General features: G+C 44.7%; 14 protein-coding genes. 13 read left to right on the top strand and 1 reads right to left on the bottom strand.

What is annotated here, in order from left to right:
- The first annotated feature begins 6 nt into the window (after positions 1 to 6).
- The 11 genes from yaaA to EIZ58_RS18215 all read left to right on the top strand — a co-directional run bounded on the left by yaaA (position 7) and on the right by EIZ58_RS18215 (position 11,860).
- Positions 7 to 231 (top strand): S4 domain-containing protein YaaA, encoded by a 225-nt coding sequence (gene yaaA / locus EIZ58_RS18265; RefSeq protein ID WP_134702308.1) that lies wholly within the window; start codon positions 7 to 9, stop codon positions 229 to 231.
- A 24-nt stretch (positions 232 to 255) separates the two neighbouring features.
- The gene (gene recF / locus EIZ58_RS18260) at positions 256 to 1,350 is read left to right on the top strand and encodes a DNA replication/repair protein RecF (RefSeq protein ID WP_134702307.1); all 1,095 of its coding nucleotides are present in this window, start codon (positions 256 to 258) and stop codon (positions 1,348 to 1,350) included.
- 10 nt (positions 1,351 to 1,360) lie between these two features.
- Positions 1,361 to 1,615: an extracellular matrix regulator RemB gene (gene remB / locus EIZ58_RS18255; protein WP_134702868.1), complete on the top strand. Its 255-nt coding sequence runs from the start codon at positions 1,361 to 1,363 to the stop codon at positions 1,613 to 1,615.
- On the top strand, positions 1,615 to 3,534 hold the full coding sequence (gene gyrB / locus EIZ58_RS18250) for a DNA topoisomerase (ATP-hydrolyzing) subunit B (protein ID WP_134702867.1): 1,920 nt from the start codon (positions 1,615 to 1,617) through the stop codon (positions 3,532 to 3,534). The genes remB and gyrB overlap by 1 nt, the downstream gene beginning before the upstream one ends.
- A 23-nt stretch (positions 3,535 to 3,557) precedes the next feature.
- Positions 3,558 to 6,038: a DNA gyrase subunit A gene (gene gyrA, locus EIZ58_RS18245; protein WP_134702306.1), complete on the top strand. Its 2,481-nt coding sequence runs from the start codon at positions 3,558 to 3,560 to the stop codon at positions 6,036 to 6,038.
- Between the two features lie 22 nt (positions 6,039 to 6,060).
- Positions 6,061 to 7,173, top strand: coding sequence for an HD-GYP domain-containing protein (locus tag EIZ58_RS18240; protein ID WP_134702305.1), 1,113 nt, complete (start codon positions 6,061 to 6,063; stop codon positions 7,171 to 7,173).
- Positions 7,174 to 7,356: 183 nt separating this feature from the next.
- Positions 7,357 to 8,517 carry an ABC transporter substrate-binding protein gene (locus EIZ58_RS18235; protein ID WP_134702866.1) on the top strand — a complete coding sequence of 387 codons (1,161 nt, stop codon included), beginning with the start codon at positions 7,357 to 7,359 and terminating at the stop codon, positions 8,515 to 8,517.
- Positions 8,518 to 8,535: 18 nt separating this feature from the next.
- Positions 8,536 to 9,417, top strand: a complete 882-nt coding sequence (locus EIZ58_RS18230) for a branched-chain amino acid ABC transporter permease (protein ID WP_134702304.1) — start codon at positions 8,536 to 8,538, stop codon at positions 9,415 to 9,417.
- A 3-nt stretch (positions 9,418 to 9,420) separates the two neighbouring features.
- Entirely contained in the window at positions 9,421 to 10,389 is a 969-nt protein-coding gene (locus tag EIZ58_RS18225; protein ID WP_134702303.1) for a branched-chain amino acid ABC transporter permease, read from the top strand.
- Positions 10,386 to 11,159: an ABC transporter ATP-binding protein gene (locus EIZ58_RS18220; RefSeq protein ID WP_134702302.1), complete on the top strand. Its 774-nt coding sequence runs from the start codon at positions 10,386 to 10,388 to the stop codon at positions 11,157 to 11,159. The genes EIZ58_RS18225 and EIZ58_RS18220 overlap by 4 nt, the downstream gene beginning before the upstream one ends.
- Positions 11,153 to 11,860 carry an ABC transporter ATP-binding protein gene (locus EIZ58_RS18215; protein WP_134702301.1) on the top strand — a complete coding sequence of 236 codons (708 nt, stop codon included), beginning with the start codon at positions 11,153 to 11,155 and terminating at the stop codon, positions 11,858 to 11,860. Before EIZ58_RS18220 ends, EIZ58_RS18215 begins: the two co-directional genes overlap by 7 nt.
- Positions 11,861 to 11,897: 37 nt before the next feature.
- Here the strand turns inward: EIZ58_RS18215 and EIZ58_RS18210 are convergent, their stop codons facing one another.
- Entirely contained in the window at positions 11,898 to 12,896 is a 999-nt protein-coding gene (locus EIZ58_RS18210) for a YaaC family protein (RefSeq protein ID WP_167577786.1), read from the bottom strand.
- Positions 12,897 to 13,160: 264 nt separating this feature from the next.
- Here EIZ58_RS18210 and guaB point away from each other — a divergent pair, with 264 nt between their 5' ends.
- The gene (gene guaB, locus EIZ58_RS18205) at positions 13,161 to 14,618 is read left to right on the top strand and encodes an IMP dehydrogenase (protein WP_134702299.1); all 1,458 of its coding nucleotides are present in this window, start codon (positions 13,161 to 13,163) and stop codon (positions 14,616 to 14,618) included.
- A 105-nt stretch (positions 14,619 to 14,723) separates the two neighbouring features.
- A complete protein-coding gene (locus EIZ58_RS18200; RefSeq protein WP_240689172.1) occupies positions 14,724 to 16,022 on the top strand; it encodes a D-alanyl-D-alanine carboxypeptidase family protein in 1,299 nt (432 codons plus the stop codon).
- Positions 16,023 to 16,108 lie beyond the last annotated feature (86 nt).

The raw sequence follows: 16,108 nt of genomic DNA, 5'->3' as shown, positions 1-16,108 counted from the left end.
TAATAGTTGGATTCACAAATCATTCATATTCGAGACGAGTACATCACACTTGGTCAGTTTATTAAATTGGTGGGACTCGTGGACACGGGTGGACAAGCCAAAGTATTCCTGGAGGAAGCAGCCATTATCGTCAATGGGGAGTCAGAGAACCGCCGAGGGAAGAAGCTGTATCCTGATGATCGCATTGAGATTGAGGGAACCCATTCTTTTGTGATTGCTCGTTCTTCCTAATTATCTTAAGGGAGGAACCTTGCTTTGTTTCTCAAGGAGCTTGAAATTAAGCATTACCGGAATTATCAACAGCAAAAGCTAACCTTTCATCAAAATATCACCCTTTTTATGGGTCAAAACGCTCAAGGAAAAACCAATTTGATGGAGTCCATTTATGTGTTGGCCCTGACCAAGTCCCATCGCTCGAATAAAGATAAAGAGTGGATTAATTGGGACGAAGAGTTTAGCTGGATTAAAGGAGCGGTCCAACGAAAAAGAGGTCCGCTTCATTTGGAAATTCAGTTGACTGGAAAGGGAAAAAAAGCGAAAATAAATGGGTTAGAGCAAAAAAAGCTGAGCGACTACATTGGGGCGATGAATGTCGTGATGTTTGCACCTGAAGATTTAAATATCGTGAAAGGTTCCCCTCAGCAAAGAAGGAAGTTCCTGGATATGGAGATCGGACAGGTATCACCGATGTATATTCACTTACTAACCCAGTATCAAAAAGTTCTTTCCCAACGGAATCAATGCTTAAAGGATGCATTTAAAAACCGAAAATATATAGATTTTTTAGAGGTGCTCAACGAACAATTAGCAGAGCTTGCGGTCAAGATCATACAACGCCGAACCGAATTTCTAGCTAAAATGGAAGCTTGGGCTAATCAGGTTCACCAAGATATCACACAGCAAAAAGAAACATTAAAAGTAGAATACATGCCCTCGTTCCAACTGGGTTCAATTGAATCTTTTGTTCAGCAGCTTAAGCAGTTGCAAGACAAAGAACTCATGCGCGGAACCTCCTTGCTAGGTCCACATCGAGACGACCTTCACTTTTATATTAACGGAACGAGTGTTCAGCAATATGGGTCGCAAGGGCAGCAACGGACCACGGCTCTTTCTTTAAAGTTAGCTGAAATTCAACTCATCTATGAGGAAATTGGGGAATATCCCATTCTTTTGCTTGATGACGTCTTATCTGAGTTGGATTCTTCTAGGCAATCTCACTTATTAGATGCCATCAAAGATAAGGTACAAACATTCGTAACGACGACGGGAGTTGAGGGGCTACACCATCAAACTTTAGAGAACGCGTCGGTTTTTCGAATCCAAGCCGGAAAGGCTATCATGGAGAAATGAGGTGGGACGCATGTTTATTCACTTAGGCGGAGATACAGTGGTTCGATCAACGGATGTGGTTGCAATTATCGATAATCATATGGATTCTTCTAAAATCACAAAGGAATTTCTTGATCAAAAAGGTTCAGAACAGCTGTTGATTCGCATTAGCAAGGAAGAAACAAAGTCTTATGTCATAATGCCTGATCGAGTATATTGTTCTCCAATATCTTCTTTGACGTTGAAGAGAAGAGCCAATTTTGTTAGCAGTTTAGAGAGTAGGTGATTTCATTGACGACTGAGAATCATAATTCATATGATGCGAGTCAGATTCAGGTGCTAGAAGGTCTGGAAGCGGTCCGAAAGCGACCGGGAATGTATATTGGATCCACCAGCAGCAGGGGGCTTCACCATTTAGTTTGGGAAGCAGTGGACAACAGTATCGATGAAGCGTTGGCAGGTTACTGTACAGACGTCATCGTCACCATTCATGAAGATAATAGTATTTCGGTTATTGATAATGGACGCGGTATTCCTACAGGGATTCATGAGAAAACAGGAAAGTCAACCGTTGAAACCGTGTTAACGGTCCTTCATGCTGGCGGGAAGTTCGGCGGTGAAGGCTACAAGGTTTCAGGTGGACTTCACGGTGTGGGGATTTCCGTTGTAAATGCATTGTCTGAATGGGTCGAGGTACAAGTTAAACGAAACGGCCAAATTCATGTGCAGCGCTTTGCCTACGGTGCCCCTGAAGCGGATCTTCACGTGGTGGGCACAACGGAGGAAACCGGTACGAAGGTAACCTTTAAGCCCGATCCTCAAATTTTTACGGAAACTACGGTGTTTGAATATGATATCTTGCAAAAAAGACTAAGAGAACTCGCTTTCTTAAACCGCGGCATTCGAATCTCCCTCGTGGATGAGCGCCATGACCGCAAGGATACGTATAAGTATGACGGCGGGATTGTTTCCTTTGTTCAACACTTGGATAAAAACAAAGAAAGCTTATTGGAAGAGCCTATTTATATTTCGACGGATAAGGATGGTTTATTCGTAGAAGTGGCTCTGCAATATAACGACAGCTTTGTTAGCAACCTCTATTCTTATGCCAACAATATTCATACCCACGAGGGAGGCACTCACGAATCCGGATTTAAGAGTGCCCTCACGCGCGTGATCAATGATTACGCACGGAAACACAATATCTTGAAAGAAAAAGATGATAATCTGACCGGGGATGATGTTCGGGAAGGTCTGACGGCGATTATTAGTGTAAAAATTCCTGATCCACAATTTGAAGGACAAACCAAAACCAAATTGGGTAACAGTGAAGCCAGAGGGATCACCGAATCGGTGTTTGGTGAACATTTTTCCGATTACTTGAATGAGCATCCAGGTGAAGCTCGAAAAATTTTAGATAAAGCGATGATGGCTTCACGGGCAAGGGAAGCGGCGAAGAAGGCACGCGAATTGACGAGAAGGAAGAATGCCCTAGAAGTCAGTGCCCTCCCAGGGAAGCTAGCGGACTGCTCCTCGAAGGATCCGAGTATTAGTGAGATTTATGTGGTTGAGGGAGATTCTGCAGGAGGATCGGCTAAACAAGGCCGTGATCGCCATAATCAAGCGATCTTGCCTTTGCGTGGTAAGGTCATCAATGTGGAGAAGGCTCGCTTGGATAAGATCTTGTCCAATAACGAAATTCGTACGATTATCACAGCTCTGGGCACGGGAATCGGAGAAGATTTTGATATCGCTAAGGCTCGCTACCATAAGGTCATTATTATGACGGACGCGGATGTGGATGGAGCCCATATTCGTACGCTACTGTTAACGTTCTTATATCGTTACATGAGGCCGCTGGTGGAGGAGGGTTACATCTTTATTGCCCAACCACCTTTATATAAGATTTCTCAAGGAAAGAACATCCAATACGCTTATAACGACGAACAATTAAAAGAAGCCTTAAAACACCTAAGTGAAAAACCTGAACCTAATATCCAGCGCTATAAAGGTCTTGGTGAGATGAATCCCGATCAGCTCTGGGAAACCACGATGAATCCGGAAACTCGTACGCTCCTTCGCGTAAGCCTAGAGGATGCGATGGAAGCCGACGAAATCTTTGATACGCTGATGGGGGATCGGGTGGAACCGCGCCGTGACTTTATTCAAGAGAATGCACAGTACGCGGTTAATCTGGACATTTAGGATCATAACGGAGGTACATTGGAATGGCTGAAGAGCAACGTTCTAACATAGTAGATAGAAATATCGCGCAGGAAATGCGGGAGTCCTTCTTGGGATATGCCATGAGCGTAATCGTAAGCCGAGCCCTGCCTGATGTCCGAGACGGACTGAAGCCGGTACACCGTCGCATTCTGTTCGCCATGAATGAGATGGGCATGACACCGGATAAACCGTATAAAAAATCAGCGAGAATCGTCGGGGATGTAATTGGTAAATATCATCCTCACGGTGATTCTGCTGTTTATGAAACCATGGTTCGTATGGCACAAAACTTCTCATACCGCTACCCTCTTGTCGATGGTCATGGAAACTTCGGATCCATCGATGGAGACTCCGCAGCGGCCATGAGATATACCGAGGCTCGCTTATCGAAGATTGCGACGGAGCTTCTTCGCGACATTAACAAAGATACCATTGATTATGGTCCGAACTATGATGGGAATGAGAAAGAGCCGATTGTTCTACCTGCCCGCTTTCCTAACTTGTTGGTCAATGGAGCGGCAGGGATTGCGGTCGGAATGGCTACCAATATTCCCCCTCATAACCTAGGAGAAGTGATCGATGGCGTGTTAATGCTGATTGATCATGAAGAAGTCACGATTCGCGACTTAATGGAAGTCATTAAGGGACCAGATTTCCCTACAGCCGCCCAAATTATGGGGCGGGGTGGAATCTATCGCGCCTATGAAACGGGGCGCGGAACGATTACCGTGAGAGCGAAAGCGAACATCGAAGAGGTCAAAGGAAAGTTTCGAATCGTGGTCGACGAAATTCCTTACCAGGTGAATAAAGCGAAGCTTATTGAACGGATTGCAGAGCTCGTGCGGGAAAAGAAAATTGAAGGGATTACAGACCTCAGGGATGAGTCCGACCGCAACGGGATGAGTATTGTTATTGAATTAAGAAGAGATGTGAATCCTCAAGTTCTGCTCAATAATTTGTATAAGCAAACCGCCTTGCAAACCACCTTTGGGATTAATATGCTTGCTCTAGTGAATGGGCAACCGAAAGTTTTAAATCTAAAGGAAATGCTGACGCATTATCTCGATCACCAACGAGTCGTCATTCGCCGACGGACGGAGTTTGAGCTGCGCAAAGCCGAAGCAAGAGCCCATATCTTAGAGGGCTTACGAATTGCCCTAGATCATATTGATGAGATCATCAGCTTGATTCGTGCATCCAGAACGACAGACGAAGCTCGCAACGGCTTAATGGAGCGATTCGCGTTAAGCTATGAGCAGTCCCAAGCCATCTTAGACATGAGATTGCAGCGTTTAACGGGTCTAGAGCGCGACAAAATTGAAGAAGAGTATCAAGAGCTAGTGAAGCGTATCGCTGAATTAAAAGCGATTCTCGCAGATGAGAAGAAGATCCTTGCGATTATTAAAGAAGAGCTTCTTGATGTGAGAGAAAGGTTTGCCGATCCAAGACGTACTGAAATCGCGGAATCGGAAGACCTAATTGAGATTGAAGATTTAATTCCTGAAGATGAGGTATGTATCACGCTCACGCATAATGGTTATATCAAACGTCTTTCCTTATCCACGTATAAGAGTCAGCGAAGAGGGGGAAGGGGAATTCAAGGGGCAGAAGCGAAAGATAATGACTTCGTTCAAAACCTGTATGTGACCCATTCTCATAACTATCTATTGATTTTCACCAACCGTGGGAAGGTTTACCGAATTAAAGCCTATGAAGTGCCTGAGCTGAGCCGTACCGCACGTGGAACCCCGATCATCAACCTGATCCAGATTGAGCAAGGAGAGTTCGTTAAAGCGGTTATCCCGGTAAAGGATTTCACCGAGGATCATTATCTATTCTTTGCTACCCAACAAGGAGTCGTGAAGCGGACCGATCTGAAAGCCTTCGAAAATATTCGAAAAGGCGGCTTGTTTGCCATCAATATCAAAGAGGATGACGAGCTTGTTGGTGTTATGCTCACAGACGGGACGAAAGATCTGATTATGGGTACGAGAAACGGGATGTCCATTCGCTTTAATGAAAATGATGTCCGCGCCATGGGTCGAACGGCAACAGGGGTTCGAGGAATCAGTTTGGACGAGGATGATCAGGTCATTGACATGGATATGATTGAAGAAGGGGCAGATGTTCTGATTGTGACTTCCAAGGGATATGGAAAACGTACCCCTGAGGAGGAATACCGTATTCAATCACGTGGGGGTAAAGGGATTAAAACCCTCAATGTTACGGAGCGAAACGGATACATCGTGGCACTGAAGGTTGTCAATGAAGAAAATGATCTGATGATTGTTACAGAAGCGGGTGTCATTATTCGCTTGGAGATCAGTGGAATTTCAACCATGGGCAGAAATACGCAAGGCGTTAAACTGATCCGGATCGAGAATGAGCAAGAAGTGGCCTCCGTTGCTAAGGTGGAGAGCACTGGAGACAGTGAAGAAAACCTTACAGAGGAAGAGTTAGGAGAAGAAGAAGGGTCTGAATAGGCCTTTCTTTTTTTCTTTACAGATGAACGAGAGGGAAAGGAGAAAAGCCATGGCGCTCGTGCCTGTGTCACAGCTTAAGCCAGGATCCACACTTCGAGCGGATGTGGTGACTCCGCTCGGTGGACTGCTGTTTGAAAAAGGAAGCAAGATTTTTGAACGAGAGATTGAGATTTTACTGGCATTTTTCATAGAAGAAGTGATGGTGGAGGAGCCACACCCTCAAGCTAAGATGTTTAAAACGTCAATAACGCCTAGTCCTGAGCCTCTAGTCCTTTCTCAGCCTCAGGAAGAGCCTATTACCTTTGAACAGCAATTTCAACGTACAGTGAAGTTCTATAAAGAGATGTTTAAGTCCGTTCAAGGTGGTCTTCCCATTGCCTTACGAGAGCTCACAGAGCATCTAACAGAGCTTGTGAAGTTTCCAAGTGAGGTTTCTTATATTTTTAATACCATAACCCAGAGCTATCCAATCGAAGATTATACGTATTTTCATAGCATCTCCGTTAGCTATCTAAGCGTATGCCTGGCTAGGTGGAGTAGAATCGAGGAGTCGGAGATGTTATCCATTGCTCTAGCAGGTGCTCTACATGATATTGGAAAAAGTAAAATTTCACCAGAAATCCTAAACAAGACAGAGCAACTATCTCTATCAGAAAAAACAGAACTGAGGAAGTACCCCGTCTATGGCTATCATCTCGTGAAAGCGGTAAACCCCTCTAGTGATAGCATTCTGCTTGGCGTCCTACAGCATCAAGAACGGGAGGATGGTTCCGGCTATCCATTAGGCCTTCCATCGTCGTCCATCCACCCCTATGCAAAGCTAGTCGCGATTTCGGATATTTTCCATGCGATGTGTTCATCTAAAAGCTATAAAGCTGGCTCCTCCCCCTATGTCGTTTTGGAGCAATTGCTGAGTGATAGCTTTGGGAAGCTTGATCCTCATTTCGTCCGTCTCTTTGTCGATGGAATGACTCAGTTTTCCTTAGGCATGGAGGTGGAGTTGAGTGATGGTACGCAAGGGAAGATCATCTATGTGGATCGAAGCCAACCGACAAGACCGATGGTTGAGGTTCAAGGAAATATTATCAACCTTATGATTAATCGCCATGTATATATTAAGCGAGCGATCATTTAGTTGCCTTTCCTCTAAAAAGCCCTTTATGTATAAGGGTTTTATTCTTTTTTCTGAAAACATATTCCAACTTGAAATTTTATTTGTAAATGAAATAAGAATGATATATAATTTTTAAAGATCTTAATTAGACAAAATTATTAGAAAAAATGGGGGATCACAGTGAACATCTTTTCGAAGAAATCTATGTCCATCTTTGCTTCATCCATCCTTGCTTTAAGTATGCTTGCAGGATGCGGTGGAGGACAATCTGCCAAGCCATCTGAAGGGCAGCCAGCAACTTCTGGAGAACAACCGGCTGGAGAATTATCTGCCAAGATTGGGGTTGTCTCGTTCTTAACTGGAAGTGGATCAGCGTACGGTGAAGCCATCACCAACGGACTTAAGCTAGCTCAAGAAGAAATTAACGAAGCCAACCAAGGCAAGTTAAAAGTAGATCTTGTGATTGAAGACTCAGCAGGTAAGAAAGACCAAGCGATTAGTGCCGTTAATAAGTTGATCAATAGCGACAAGGTGGTAGGGATTATTGGTCCTACACTGAGCGGGGAAATGTTTGCTGCGGGTCCTGTAGCCAACCAGAATGGGGTACCTATCATGGGAACTTCCACGACAGCGGAAGGCATCACCGATTTAGGGGAATATGTATTCCGTAATGCTCTTCCTGAGTCCATTGCCATTCCTGAGGCGATTAAGACTGCAGTAGAAAAACACGGGGTAAAGAAAGTAGCCTTAATGTATGCAAGTAATAACGACTTCGCTGTTTCTGGATATAAGACCATGGACCAAGCAGTTAAGGATATGGGTCTTGAGATTGTCGATACGCAAACCTTTGCGGATGGAGATACGGACTATAGTGCACAGTTAACTTCTGTTGCCGCGAAAAAGCCGGATGCAATCCTCGTATCCGCTTTGTATAAAGAAGCAGGGCTTGTCCTAGCGAAGGCAAGAGAAATGGGCATTGATGTTCCTTTCGTTGGCGGTAATGGTTTCAACTCTCCTCAATTGGTTAAGCAAGCTGGAGCAGCAGCAGACAATAGCTATGTGGCTACACCTTGGTATCCTACAGGATCTGATAAGGTAGATACATTCGTGAAGAAGTATACGGACAAGTATGGCAAGGGACCAGACCAATTTGCTGCTCAAGCCTATGACGCGCTTTACATCATGTCAGCGGCATTGTTAGATGCAGGAGTTGCAGATGATCGTGATGCCCTTAAGGAAGCGTTGATGGGATTAAAAGACTTTGAAGGTGTAACCGGTAAGTTTGCCTTTAACGAAAATCGTGACCCAGTGATGGATGTAAAGGTTCTTCATATTGAAGGCGGAGAATTCAAACTGGTTCAATAATAAGAAGGAGATATTCATATGTTGACGCAACAGCTCATCAATGGATTGACCCTCGGAAGTACGTATGCCCTAGTTGCACTAGGGTATACGTTAATTTTCGGGGTATTAGAGATCATTAACATGGCACATGGGGCCATTTTCATGTTTGGAGCGTTTGTTGGCTTAATGACGGTCGTTTACTATAACGGCTCTATTATTACAGCTATTATTGCGGCTATTGCTGTTACGATGGTCCTGGGATTGCTATTGGAGCTTTTGGCCTTGCGTCCGTTAAGGGGAAAGAAGGGGGTTTCGCATCTTGCCTCCCTCATTAGTACCATCGGTGTTGCTATTATTCTAGAAAATTTAGCTCATAAGGTATTCGGAGCAGAAACGCAGCCGTTCCCTATTCCTTTTAACAACGTAATCTATCAAATTGGAGACACTCGTATTTCTCTCGTTCAGATTCTCATCTTTGCGATTGCCGTCACGGTGATGGTCCTGCTGCAGATGTGGCTTGGGAAAACCAAGTACGGTAAGGCCTTGCGAGCCACAGCAGAAAACATGGAAACCGCTAGCTTACTTGGCGTCAATACCAAGCGAATTGTGGTAATGACGGTATTGCTGGCTTCGGGACTGGGCGGTTTAGCTGGGGTGTTGGTCGGAATGGGCTTTAATGCGGTGGCACCCACCATGGGAATTTCCATGGGCTTGAAGGGACTTGCGATTATTATTCTTGGCGGTATGGGAAATGTTCCAGGAGCGATGGCCGGTGGTTTGATCCTGGGCGTGACGGAAGTATTTGCTGTGGCTTATGGTGATTCCGCTTATCGGGATGCTGTAGCCTTCGGTATGATTATTGTAATCCTATTGCTACGTCCGCAAGGACTATTTGGCTCTGGGCAAGCAGTGAGGCGGTGATAAATGATGGATACAATCTTAAATCCATATTACATGCAGATTTTTATTTTTATATTAATTAATTGCGTATTAGCGCTCAGTATGTATCTTCCTCTATCTACAGGTCAGCTCTCTTTAGGAGCAGCCGGCTTTATGAGCATTGGAGCTTATACTTCAGCACTACTCACCCTTAAGTTGGGCATACCGATGCCTATAGGAGTGGTGTTGGGTGGAATCATGGCCGGTTTGGTTGGGGTTTGTATAGGTATTCCTGCTTTGCGGCTGAGCGGCGTATATTTAGCGATTTGTACCTTAGGGTTTGGGGAAATGGTTCGTGTCATCTTCAACAACTTAGAAGTTACAAACGGGGCGTTAGGCTTAAGTGGGATCCCACAATTGGGACAAAACATGAGCAAAATGCTAAAGGAGATGGGGATCCAAGCCAAGATGCTAGGGTTATCCTCGCCACAGTTCTCTTCTCTCTTGACCATTCTGGTCCTTAGTGTGTTTTTGCTTTTAGTATTCTTGTTCGTCTATCGTCAAGGCCGTTCTCGAGTGGGTCGAGCCTTCGAAGCGATCCGTGCAGATGAAAGTGCTGCGCAAGCCATGGGAATCAACATTACGTATTATAAGGTTTTAGCTTTTGCCCAAGGGGCCGTATTAGCGGGAATGGCGGGTGCCCTATTTGCCCATGTCACCTTCTTTATCAGCCCTGTCGACTTTGATTACCACAAGACCGTTGAGATTCTAATCTTCGCTGTATTGGGTGGAAGTGAAGTGATCTGGGGTCCATTATTGGGAGCGACTCTTTTAACCCTTCTTCCAGAAGCCCTTCGTTTTGCTAGTGATTATCGTATGATGATCTATGGGACAATTTTGGTTCTCATGATGATCTTCCGCCCGCAAGGCTTCTTGGATGCCAATATGATGAGAAGCTTGGTAAGCCTAAGAAAACCGAAAAAAGGAAGTGCAGCAAAGGAGGTATCCTCATGAGCTTGAAACTAGAGAACGTCAGTAAGATGTTTGGCGGTCTTGCTGCATTAACCGATGTCAGCTTTGAAGTGAAAAAGGGAGAGATCTTCGGTTTAATCGGTCCGAATGGCGCAGGAAAAACCACTCTCTTTAATGTGATTACCGCTATTTTTCCTCCAACCACAGGTACCATTACCTTTGAAGGAAAAGCTATTAGCGGGTTAAAGGCCCACCAGATTGCCGAATTAGGAATTACGCGTACGTTTCAAAATATAAAATTGTTTGGTCATTTATCTGCTCTCGACAACGTCATGGTTGGCGCTCATTGCCGCACCAAGACTGGAGTATGGGGAAGCATCCTGAAAACCAAGGCCCAGCGTGAAGAAGAAAAACGAACCAAAGAGCGAGCCATGGAGTTACTAGAAGTGGTTGGGTTAAAGGGCTATGAAGAAACCATCGCCGAAAACCTAGCCTATGGCCAACAACGCCGCCTAGAAATTGCCCGTGCCCTTGCGACAGAGCCGAAGTTAATTTTGCTGGATGAACCAGCAGCGGGAATGAATGAAAGTGAAACGGATGATCTTTTCCATTTGATCAAGCGAATTCAAAGTATGGATATTACGGTTGTCCTAATCGAGCATGATATGAAGCTGGTCATGAACATTTGCGATCGTCTGACCGTCATCAACTTTGGGAAGAAGATTGCAGGAGGATTGCCCGAGGAAGTTCAAAATAACCCTGAGGTTATTGAAGCCTACCTTGGAAAAGAAGAGGATGAAGAAGCATGCTAAAAATTTCAGGGATAGAAACCTATTACGGAAATATCCAAGCGCTGAAGGGAATCGATATCGAGGTTTCTGCAGGTGAGGTCGTTACCATCATCGGAGCAAACGGAGCAGGAAAAACCACGACGATGAAGACGATAGCCGGGCTAATCAAGCCTAAGAAAGGCAAAATTGAATTCTTAGGTGAAGACATTACACAACTGCGCCCCGATCAGCTCGTGAGTAAAGGAATCGCGCTCGTTCCAGAAGGACGTGCTGTCCTAGCGAAGATGACGGTATTAGAAAACCTCGAGATGGGAGCGTTCCAGCGTAATGATAGTGAAGTGAAGGATGACTTGGAGAAGGTCATGAATCGTTTTCCTATCCTTCGAGAGCGCAAAAACCAGCTAGGAGGAACCTTATCCGGGGGGCAGCAGCAGATGCTCGCGATTGCTCGAGCCTTAATGTCTCGTCCGAAGCTTCTTTTGCTAGATGAGCCTTCCATGGGATTAGCTCCCCTGATTGTAGCCGATATCTTTAAGATTATTCGTGAGATTAATCAAGAAGGAACCACCGTGTTGCTTGTCGAGCAAAATGTTCGCCAAGCGCTGAAAGTCGCTCATAAAGGCTATGTACTAGAAACCGGAAAAATAGTCACGTCAGGCTCCTCTACCGACTTGCTCAACGATGCGAAGGTAAAGGAAGCTTATTTAGGCCATTCAGGATAACCCAGAGGGTAGCTCTTTCCATAGAGTTACCCTTTTTTTACATGGTTTCAAAAATAAACCGTTCGTTAAACAGGAGGTTCAAGATCATGTTAGGAAACTTTCGTTGGCTAATGTTTAAGAACTCATTGATGATGAACATTTCTCCAGATGTAAAGGAAAACAAAATTTCCCCCCATAATTCGGTCTCATATCGACAAAGCATACCCAAAATATACATCACCATGTAGTGAGATAACATCTCTGGCAGAAAGAAAGAAGGTTGATCCTTAAGGAGGAAGAAGTGATTTCCTTTATAATCTTGTATAAATAAGTTGTTTTCAAAGCCTTTGGGTGAGTCTGTGATGTGAAGTTGATCCGGATGTTCCCAATTCATTCGGATGATCCCTTTAGGCGCTTCTAGGGTATGGGCGGTAAAGTGAGCTTTTCCCCGGTTGTGTCGATTTAAAAAATGGATAAAACTTTCATAAGAAAGATGATAATTATCCAAAATATGTTCAGGTAAATAAAACGTCGTGATAGGAGACGAAAAATCAACATGCTTAGAAAGATGGAGAGGAATCAAGGTGGTCTCCTCATAGGTTTTTTCGTAGCTTTCTCGCAGCTCTGCGATGGTGGAGAGAAGGTGTTTGACTTTAAATTTCTCACCAACGATGTGGCCAGCATTTAGATGGTCAGCCACCATTGGAAAAAGGCCTTCTTTTTGCACCTTCACCTCATCTTCGGAAAAGTGATAATCCAATTTCTTCAGTTTACGACTGGTAATTCCATGCTGTAATACCCTGGTGTGGGCAGGATAAGCCGGATCGGAGGACAGAATGACCGCTTTCAGCAAGCTTACCATGCCATAATAAAGGAGCAGCGGTTTCACTAAAATATTGCTGTTGGAGGCAGCCTGGTAGTATTCTCGTCCTTGCTTGATGTAATAAATAAACTTCTGTGTATTTTGAAAGGCAAACCGAGAGGCTTCATTCGGGTATAACCGTTGATAGTCTTTTTCCAGAAACCGCTTCACATGAGGCTCGCTTTCGAAATACACGAACATACTCCACATTTTTTCGTTGGGGTTTTCACAGGCAACTCGATGAATACAGTCCACTTACATCACCATTTCTCTAGAATATTCGGTAATGGTTCTATAATCCATATGATTCTGGTCTGTTATCCTATAGTTTACTTCAGAATACGAACATTATAAGGGGATCCTTGACAGTAAAATATGGGTTTTGTTACACTACGTCTAATATCTTTTTGCAGAAGTTCAAATACCTAAAAAACATATGGCGAAGGGAAGGGAAAAAAAGTGTGGGAAAACAAGTTTGCTAAAGAAGGGCTAACGTTTGATGACGTCTTATTGGTACCTGCCAAATCAGAAATCCTACCCCGTGATGTAGTAGTGGGAACACAGCTCAGCGAGTCCGTGAAGCTGAACGTGCCGATCATTAGTGCCGGAATGGACACTGTAACGGAATCCGCAATGGCTGTAGCCATTGCCAGACAAGGCGGCTTAGGCATTATTCACAAGAACATGACAATTGCTCAGCAAGCCGAAGAAGTGGATCGTGTGAAGCGTTCGGAGAGTGGGGTCATCTCCAATCCGTTCTCTTTAAGACCGGACGAGCCCGTTTACCGTGCGGAAGAAATTATGGCGAAGTATCGGATCTCTGGGGTTCCCATTGTGGACGAAGGAAATCATTTGGTGGGCATTATTACGAATCGGGATATGCGCTTTGTCCATGATTACTCCATGCCGATTTCCGATGTGATGACCCGGGAAAATCTCGTAACAGCTTCTGTGGGGACCACCCTAAAGGAAGCGGAGAGCATCCTGCAAAAGCATAAAATTGAAAAGCTTCCTCTTGTCGATGAGAACAATGTGTTAAAGGGTCTTATCACGATCAAAGATATTGAAAAGGCGATTCAGTTCCCGAATGCAGCCAAGGATAAGCTAGGAAGATTGCTCGTCGGAGCAGCGGTGGGAGTATCGAAGGATTTATTTGAGCGTGCCGAAGCGCTTATTGCGGCTGGAGCCGATTGCTTAGTCGTCGATACAGCACACGGACATTCGCAGGGCGTATTAAATACCGTCCGAGAACTTCGCAACAAGTATGCTGATTTAACAATAGTAGCTGGGAATGTCGCAACAGGTGAAGCTACCCGTGATTTGATCGAAGCTGGGGCTTCCGTCATTAAGGTCGGAATCGGACCAGGTTCGATTTGTACGACTCGAGTAGTAGCTGGTATCGGTGTACCGCAAATTACCGCTATTTACGATTGTGCTAGCGTAGCCAGACAGTACGGGGTTCCGATCATTGCAGACGGTGGAATTAAATATTCGGGAGATATCACCAAGGCGATTGGGGCAGGAGCAAGTGCCGTCATGCTTGGAAGCTTATTTGCCGGCTGTGAAGAGAGCCCAGGAGAATCGGAGATTTATCAAGGAAGAAGATTTAAGGTATACCGTGGTATGGGGTCTTTAGGAGCAATGAAGGAAGGCAGTAAGGACCGCTATTTCCAAGAAAATGAGAAGAAGCTCGTACCAGAGGGTATTGAAGGACGCGTGGCTTACAAAGGTCCTGTTGCTGATATCATCTTCCAGCTCGTAGGTGGACTACGTGCGGGAATGGGCTATTGCGGAACGAAAAATTTAGAAGAGCTTCACCAAAAAGGTCAATTTATCCGCATTACGGGAGCCGGCTTGATCGAGAGTCATCCCCACGATGTGCAAATTACCAAAGAAGCGCCTAACTACTCGAAATAAGAGATAAGGCTGAGGTATTCCCTCAGCTTTATTTTTTGCTTAATTTCTTGACTTCTCCTGTGGTACAATGATAGATGGCTTATTACATAAGGAGGGGAGATAAGGTTGAAATATAACAACAAGAAACCTTTAGCAGCATTATTGACTTTGGCCTTGATGTTCTTATTTGTTTTTCCTATGGGCAATCCAGCACAGGCAGCTCCAGCGGATATTAATCTAGAGGTGAAATCCGCCATTATGGTGGAAGCCAAAACCGGACGTGTGCTCTACAAAATGAATGAGGACGAAGCTCTACCGCCTGCAAGTATGACGAAAATGATGACAGAGCTCTTGGTTCTTGAGGCGGTCAAGAGTGGGAAGATTACATGGGAAGATCCGGTGAAAACCTCAGAATACGGACACTGGATGGGCCGCTACGGCGGGTCTCGTGTCTACCTTGGACTTGGAGAAGTTCGAACGGTTAAAGAATTGTATGAAGCGATGGCTATTTATTCCGCGAACGATGCAACGGTGATGCTAGCGGAGCACATTTCAGGGACAGAAGAAAACTTCGCAAAGCTGATGAATCAAAAGGCCGCGGATCTGGGTATGGTGAATTCCTATTACGTAACTAGCACGGGTTACCCTGCATCAGGACTGAAGCAGTTCCTCCCGAATGCAGAAGGCGATAACCTCATGACAGCAAAGGATTCTGCGATTCTTGCTCGGGAAATTATCACCAAGTATCCGGAAGCCTTAGAGATCTCTTCCATCCCAAGAAAATTCTTTAGAGGTGAAGATTCCCCCCAGAAGGTTCGGATGGATAACTGGAACTTTATGCTTCCGAGCTTAGTGTATGGGTTTGAGGGAGTCGATGGATTAAAAACAGGTCATACGGATGCAGCTAAATATTGTTTTACAGGTACAGCTGAACGCAATGGCATGAGAATCATTACGGTTGTCATGGGGGCGCAGACGGAAGCGAAGCGATTTGCTGAGACAAGAAAGCTCATGACCCATGGCTTTAATAATTTTAAGATGCAGACAGTTGCAACCAAAGGCCAAGCAATTGAAGGCTTCGAAACCGTAGATGTAAAAAAAGGGAAGGAACTATTAGCTTCAGCGGTATCTGAAGTGGATATGGCTGTCCCTGTACGCATAGGCGAAGAAGATAAGTATAAGCCAGTGGTTGTTACAGAAGAAGTAATAGCGCCGATCGAAAAAGGGCAATCTATAGGAAAAATCACCGTGGAATACACGGGAGAAGATCCTTATGAATTTCTTCGTCCTGTTGATCAAGAACAAGCCACCGTCAATCTCGTAGCTCAAGAGGAGATTGAAGAGGCCGGATGGATTCGCTTGTTCTTCCGAGCGATTAAGAACTTTATTGGCGGGATCTTCGACAGTATTACAGGGATGTTCTAAAACCTTTAATAGGTTATGTTGTCATTTATGGTACCATTATGTAAAATAAGAGAATAATTTTAAACTATTCCTAACGGACACATATG

The sequence above is a fragment of the Ammoniphilus sp. YIM 78166 genome, from assembly GCF_004522215.1.
GTDB lineage: Bacteria > Bacillota > Bacilli > Aneurinibacillales > RAOX-1 > YIM-78166.
The sequence above is the reverse complement of the archived record's forward strand: the minus strand, read 5'-3'. Positions and strand labels throughout refer to the sequence as shown.

Bases quoted from the DNA above. Each gene is read 5' to 3' on its own strand.
- EIZ58_RS18230 (WP_134702304.1), top strand. From the start codon at position 8,536: ATGTTGACGCAACAGCTCATCAATGGATTGACCCTCGGAAGTACGTAT.
- EIZ58_RS18225 (WP_134702303.1), top strand. From the start codon at position 9,421: ATGATGGATACAATCTTAAATCCATATTACATGCAGATTTTTATTTTT.
- EIZ58_RS18235 (WP_134702866.1), top strand. From the start codon at position 7,357: ATGTCCATCTTTGCTTCATCCATCCTTGCTTTAAGTATGCTTGCAGGA.
- EIZ58_RS18215 (WP_134702301.1), top strand. From the start codon at position 11,153: ATGCTAAAAATTTCAGGGATAGAAACCTATTACGGAAATATCCAAGCG.
- remB (WP_134702868.1), top strand. From the start codon at position 1,361: ATGTTTATTCACTTAGGCGGAGATACAGTGGTTCGATCAACGGATGTG.
- EIZ58_RS18220 (WP_134702302.1), top strand. From the start codon at position 10,386: ATGAGCTTGAAACTAGAGAACGTCAGTAAGATGTTTGGCGGTCTTGCT.
- EIZ58_RS18240 (WP_134702305.1), top strand. From the start codon at position 6,061: ATGAACGAGAGGGAAAGGAGAAAAGCCATGGCGCTCGTGCCTGTGTCA.
- gyrA (WP_134702306.1), top strand. From the start codon at position 3,558: ATGGCTGAAGAGCAACGTTCTAACATAGTAGATAGAAATATCGCGCAG.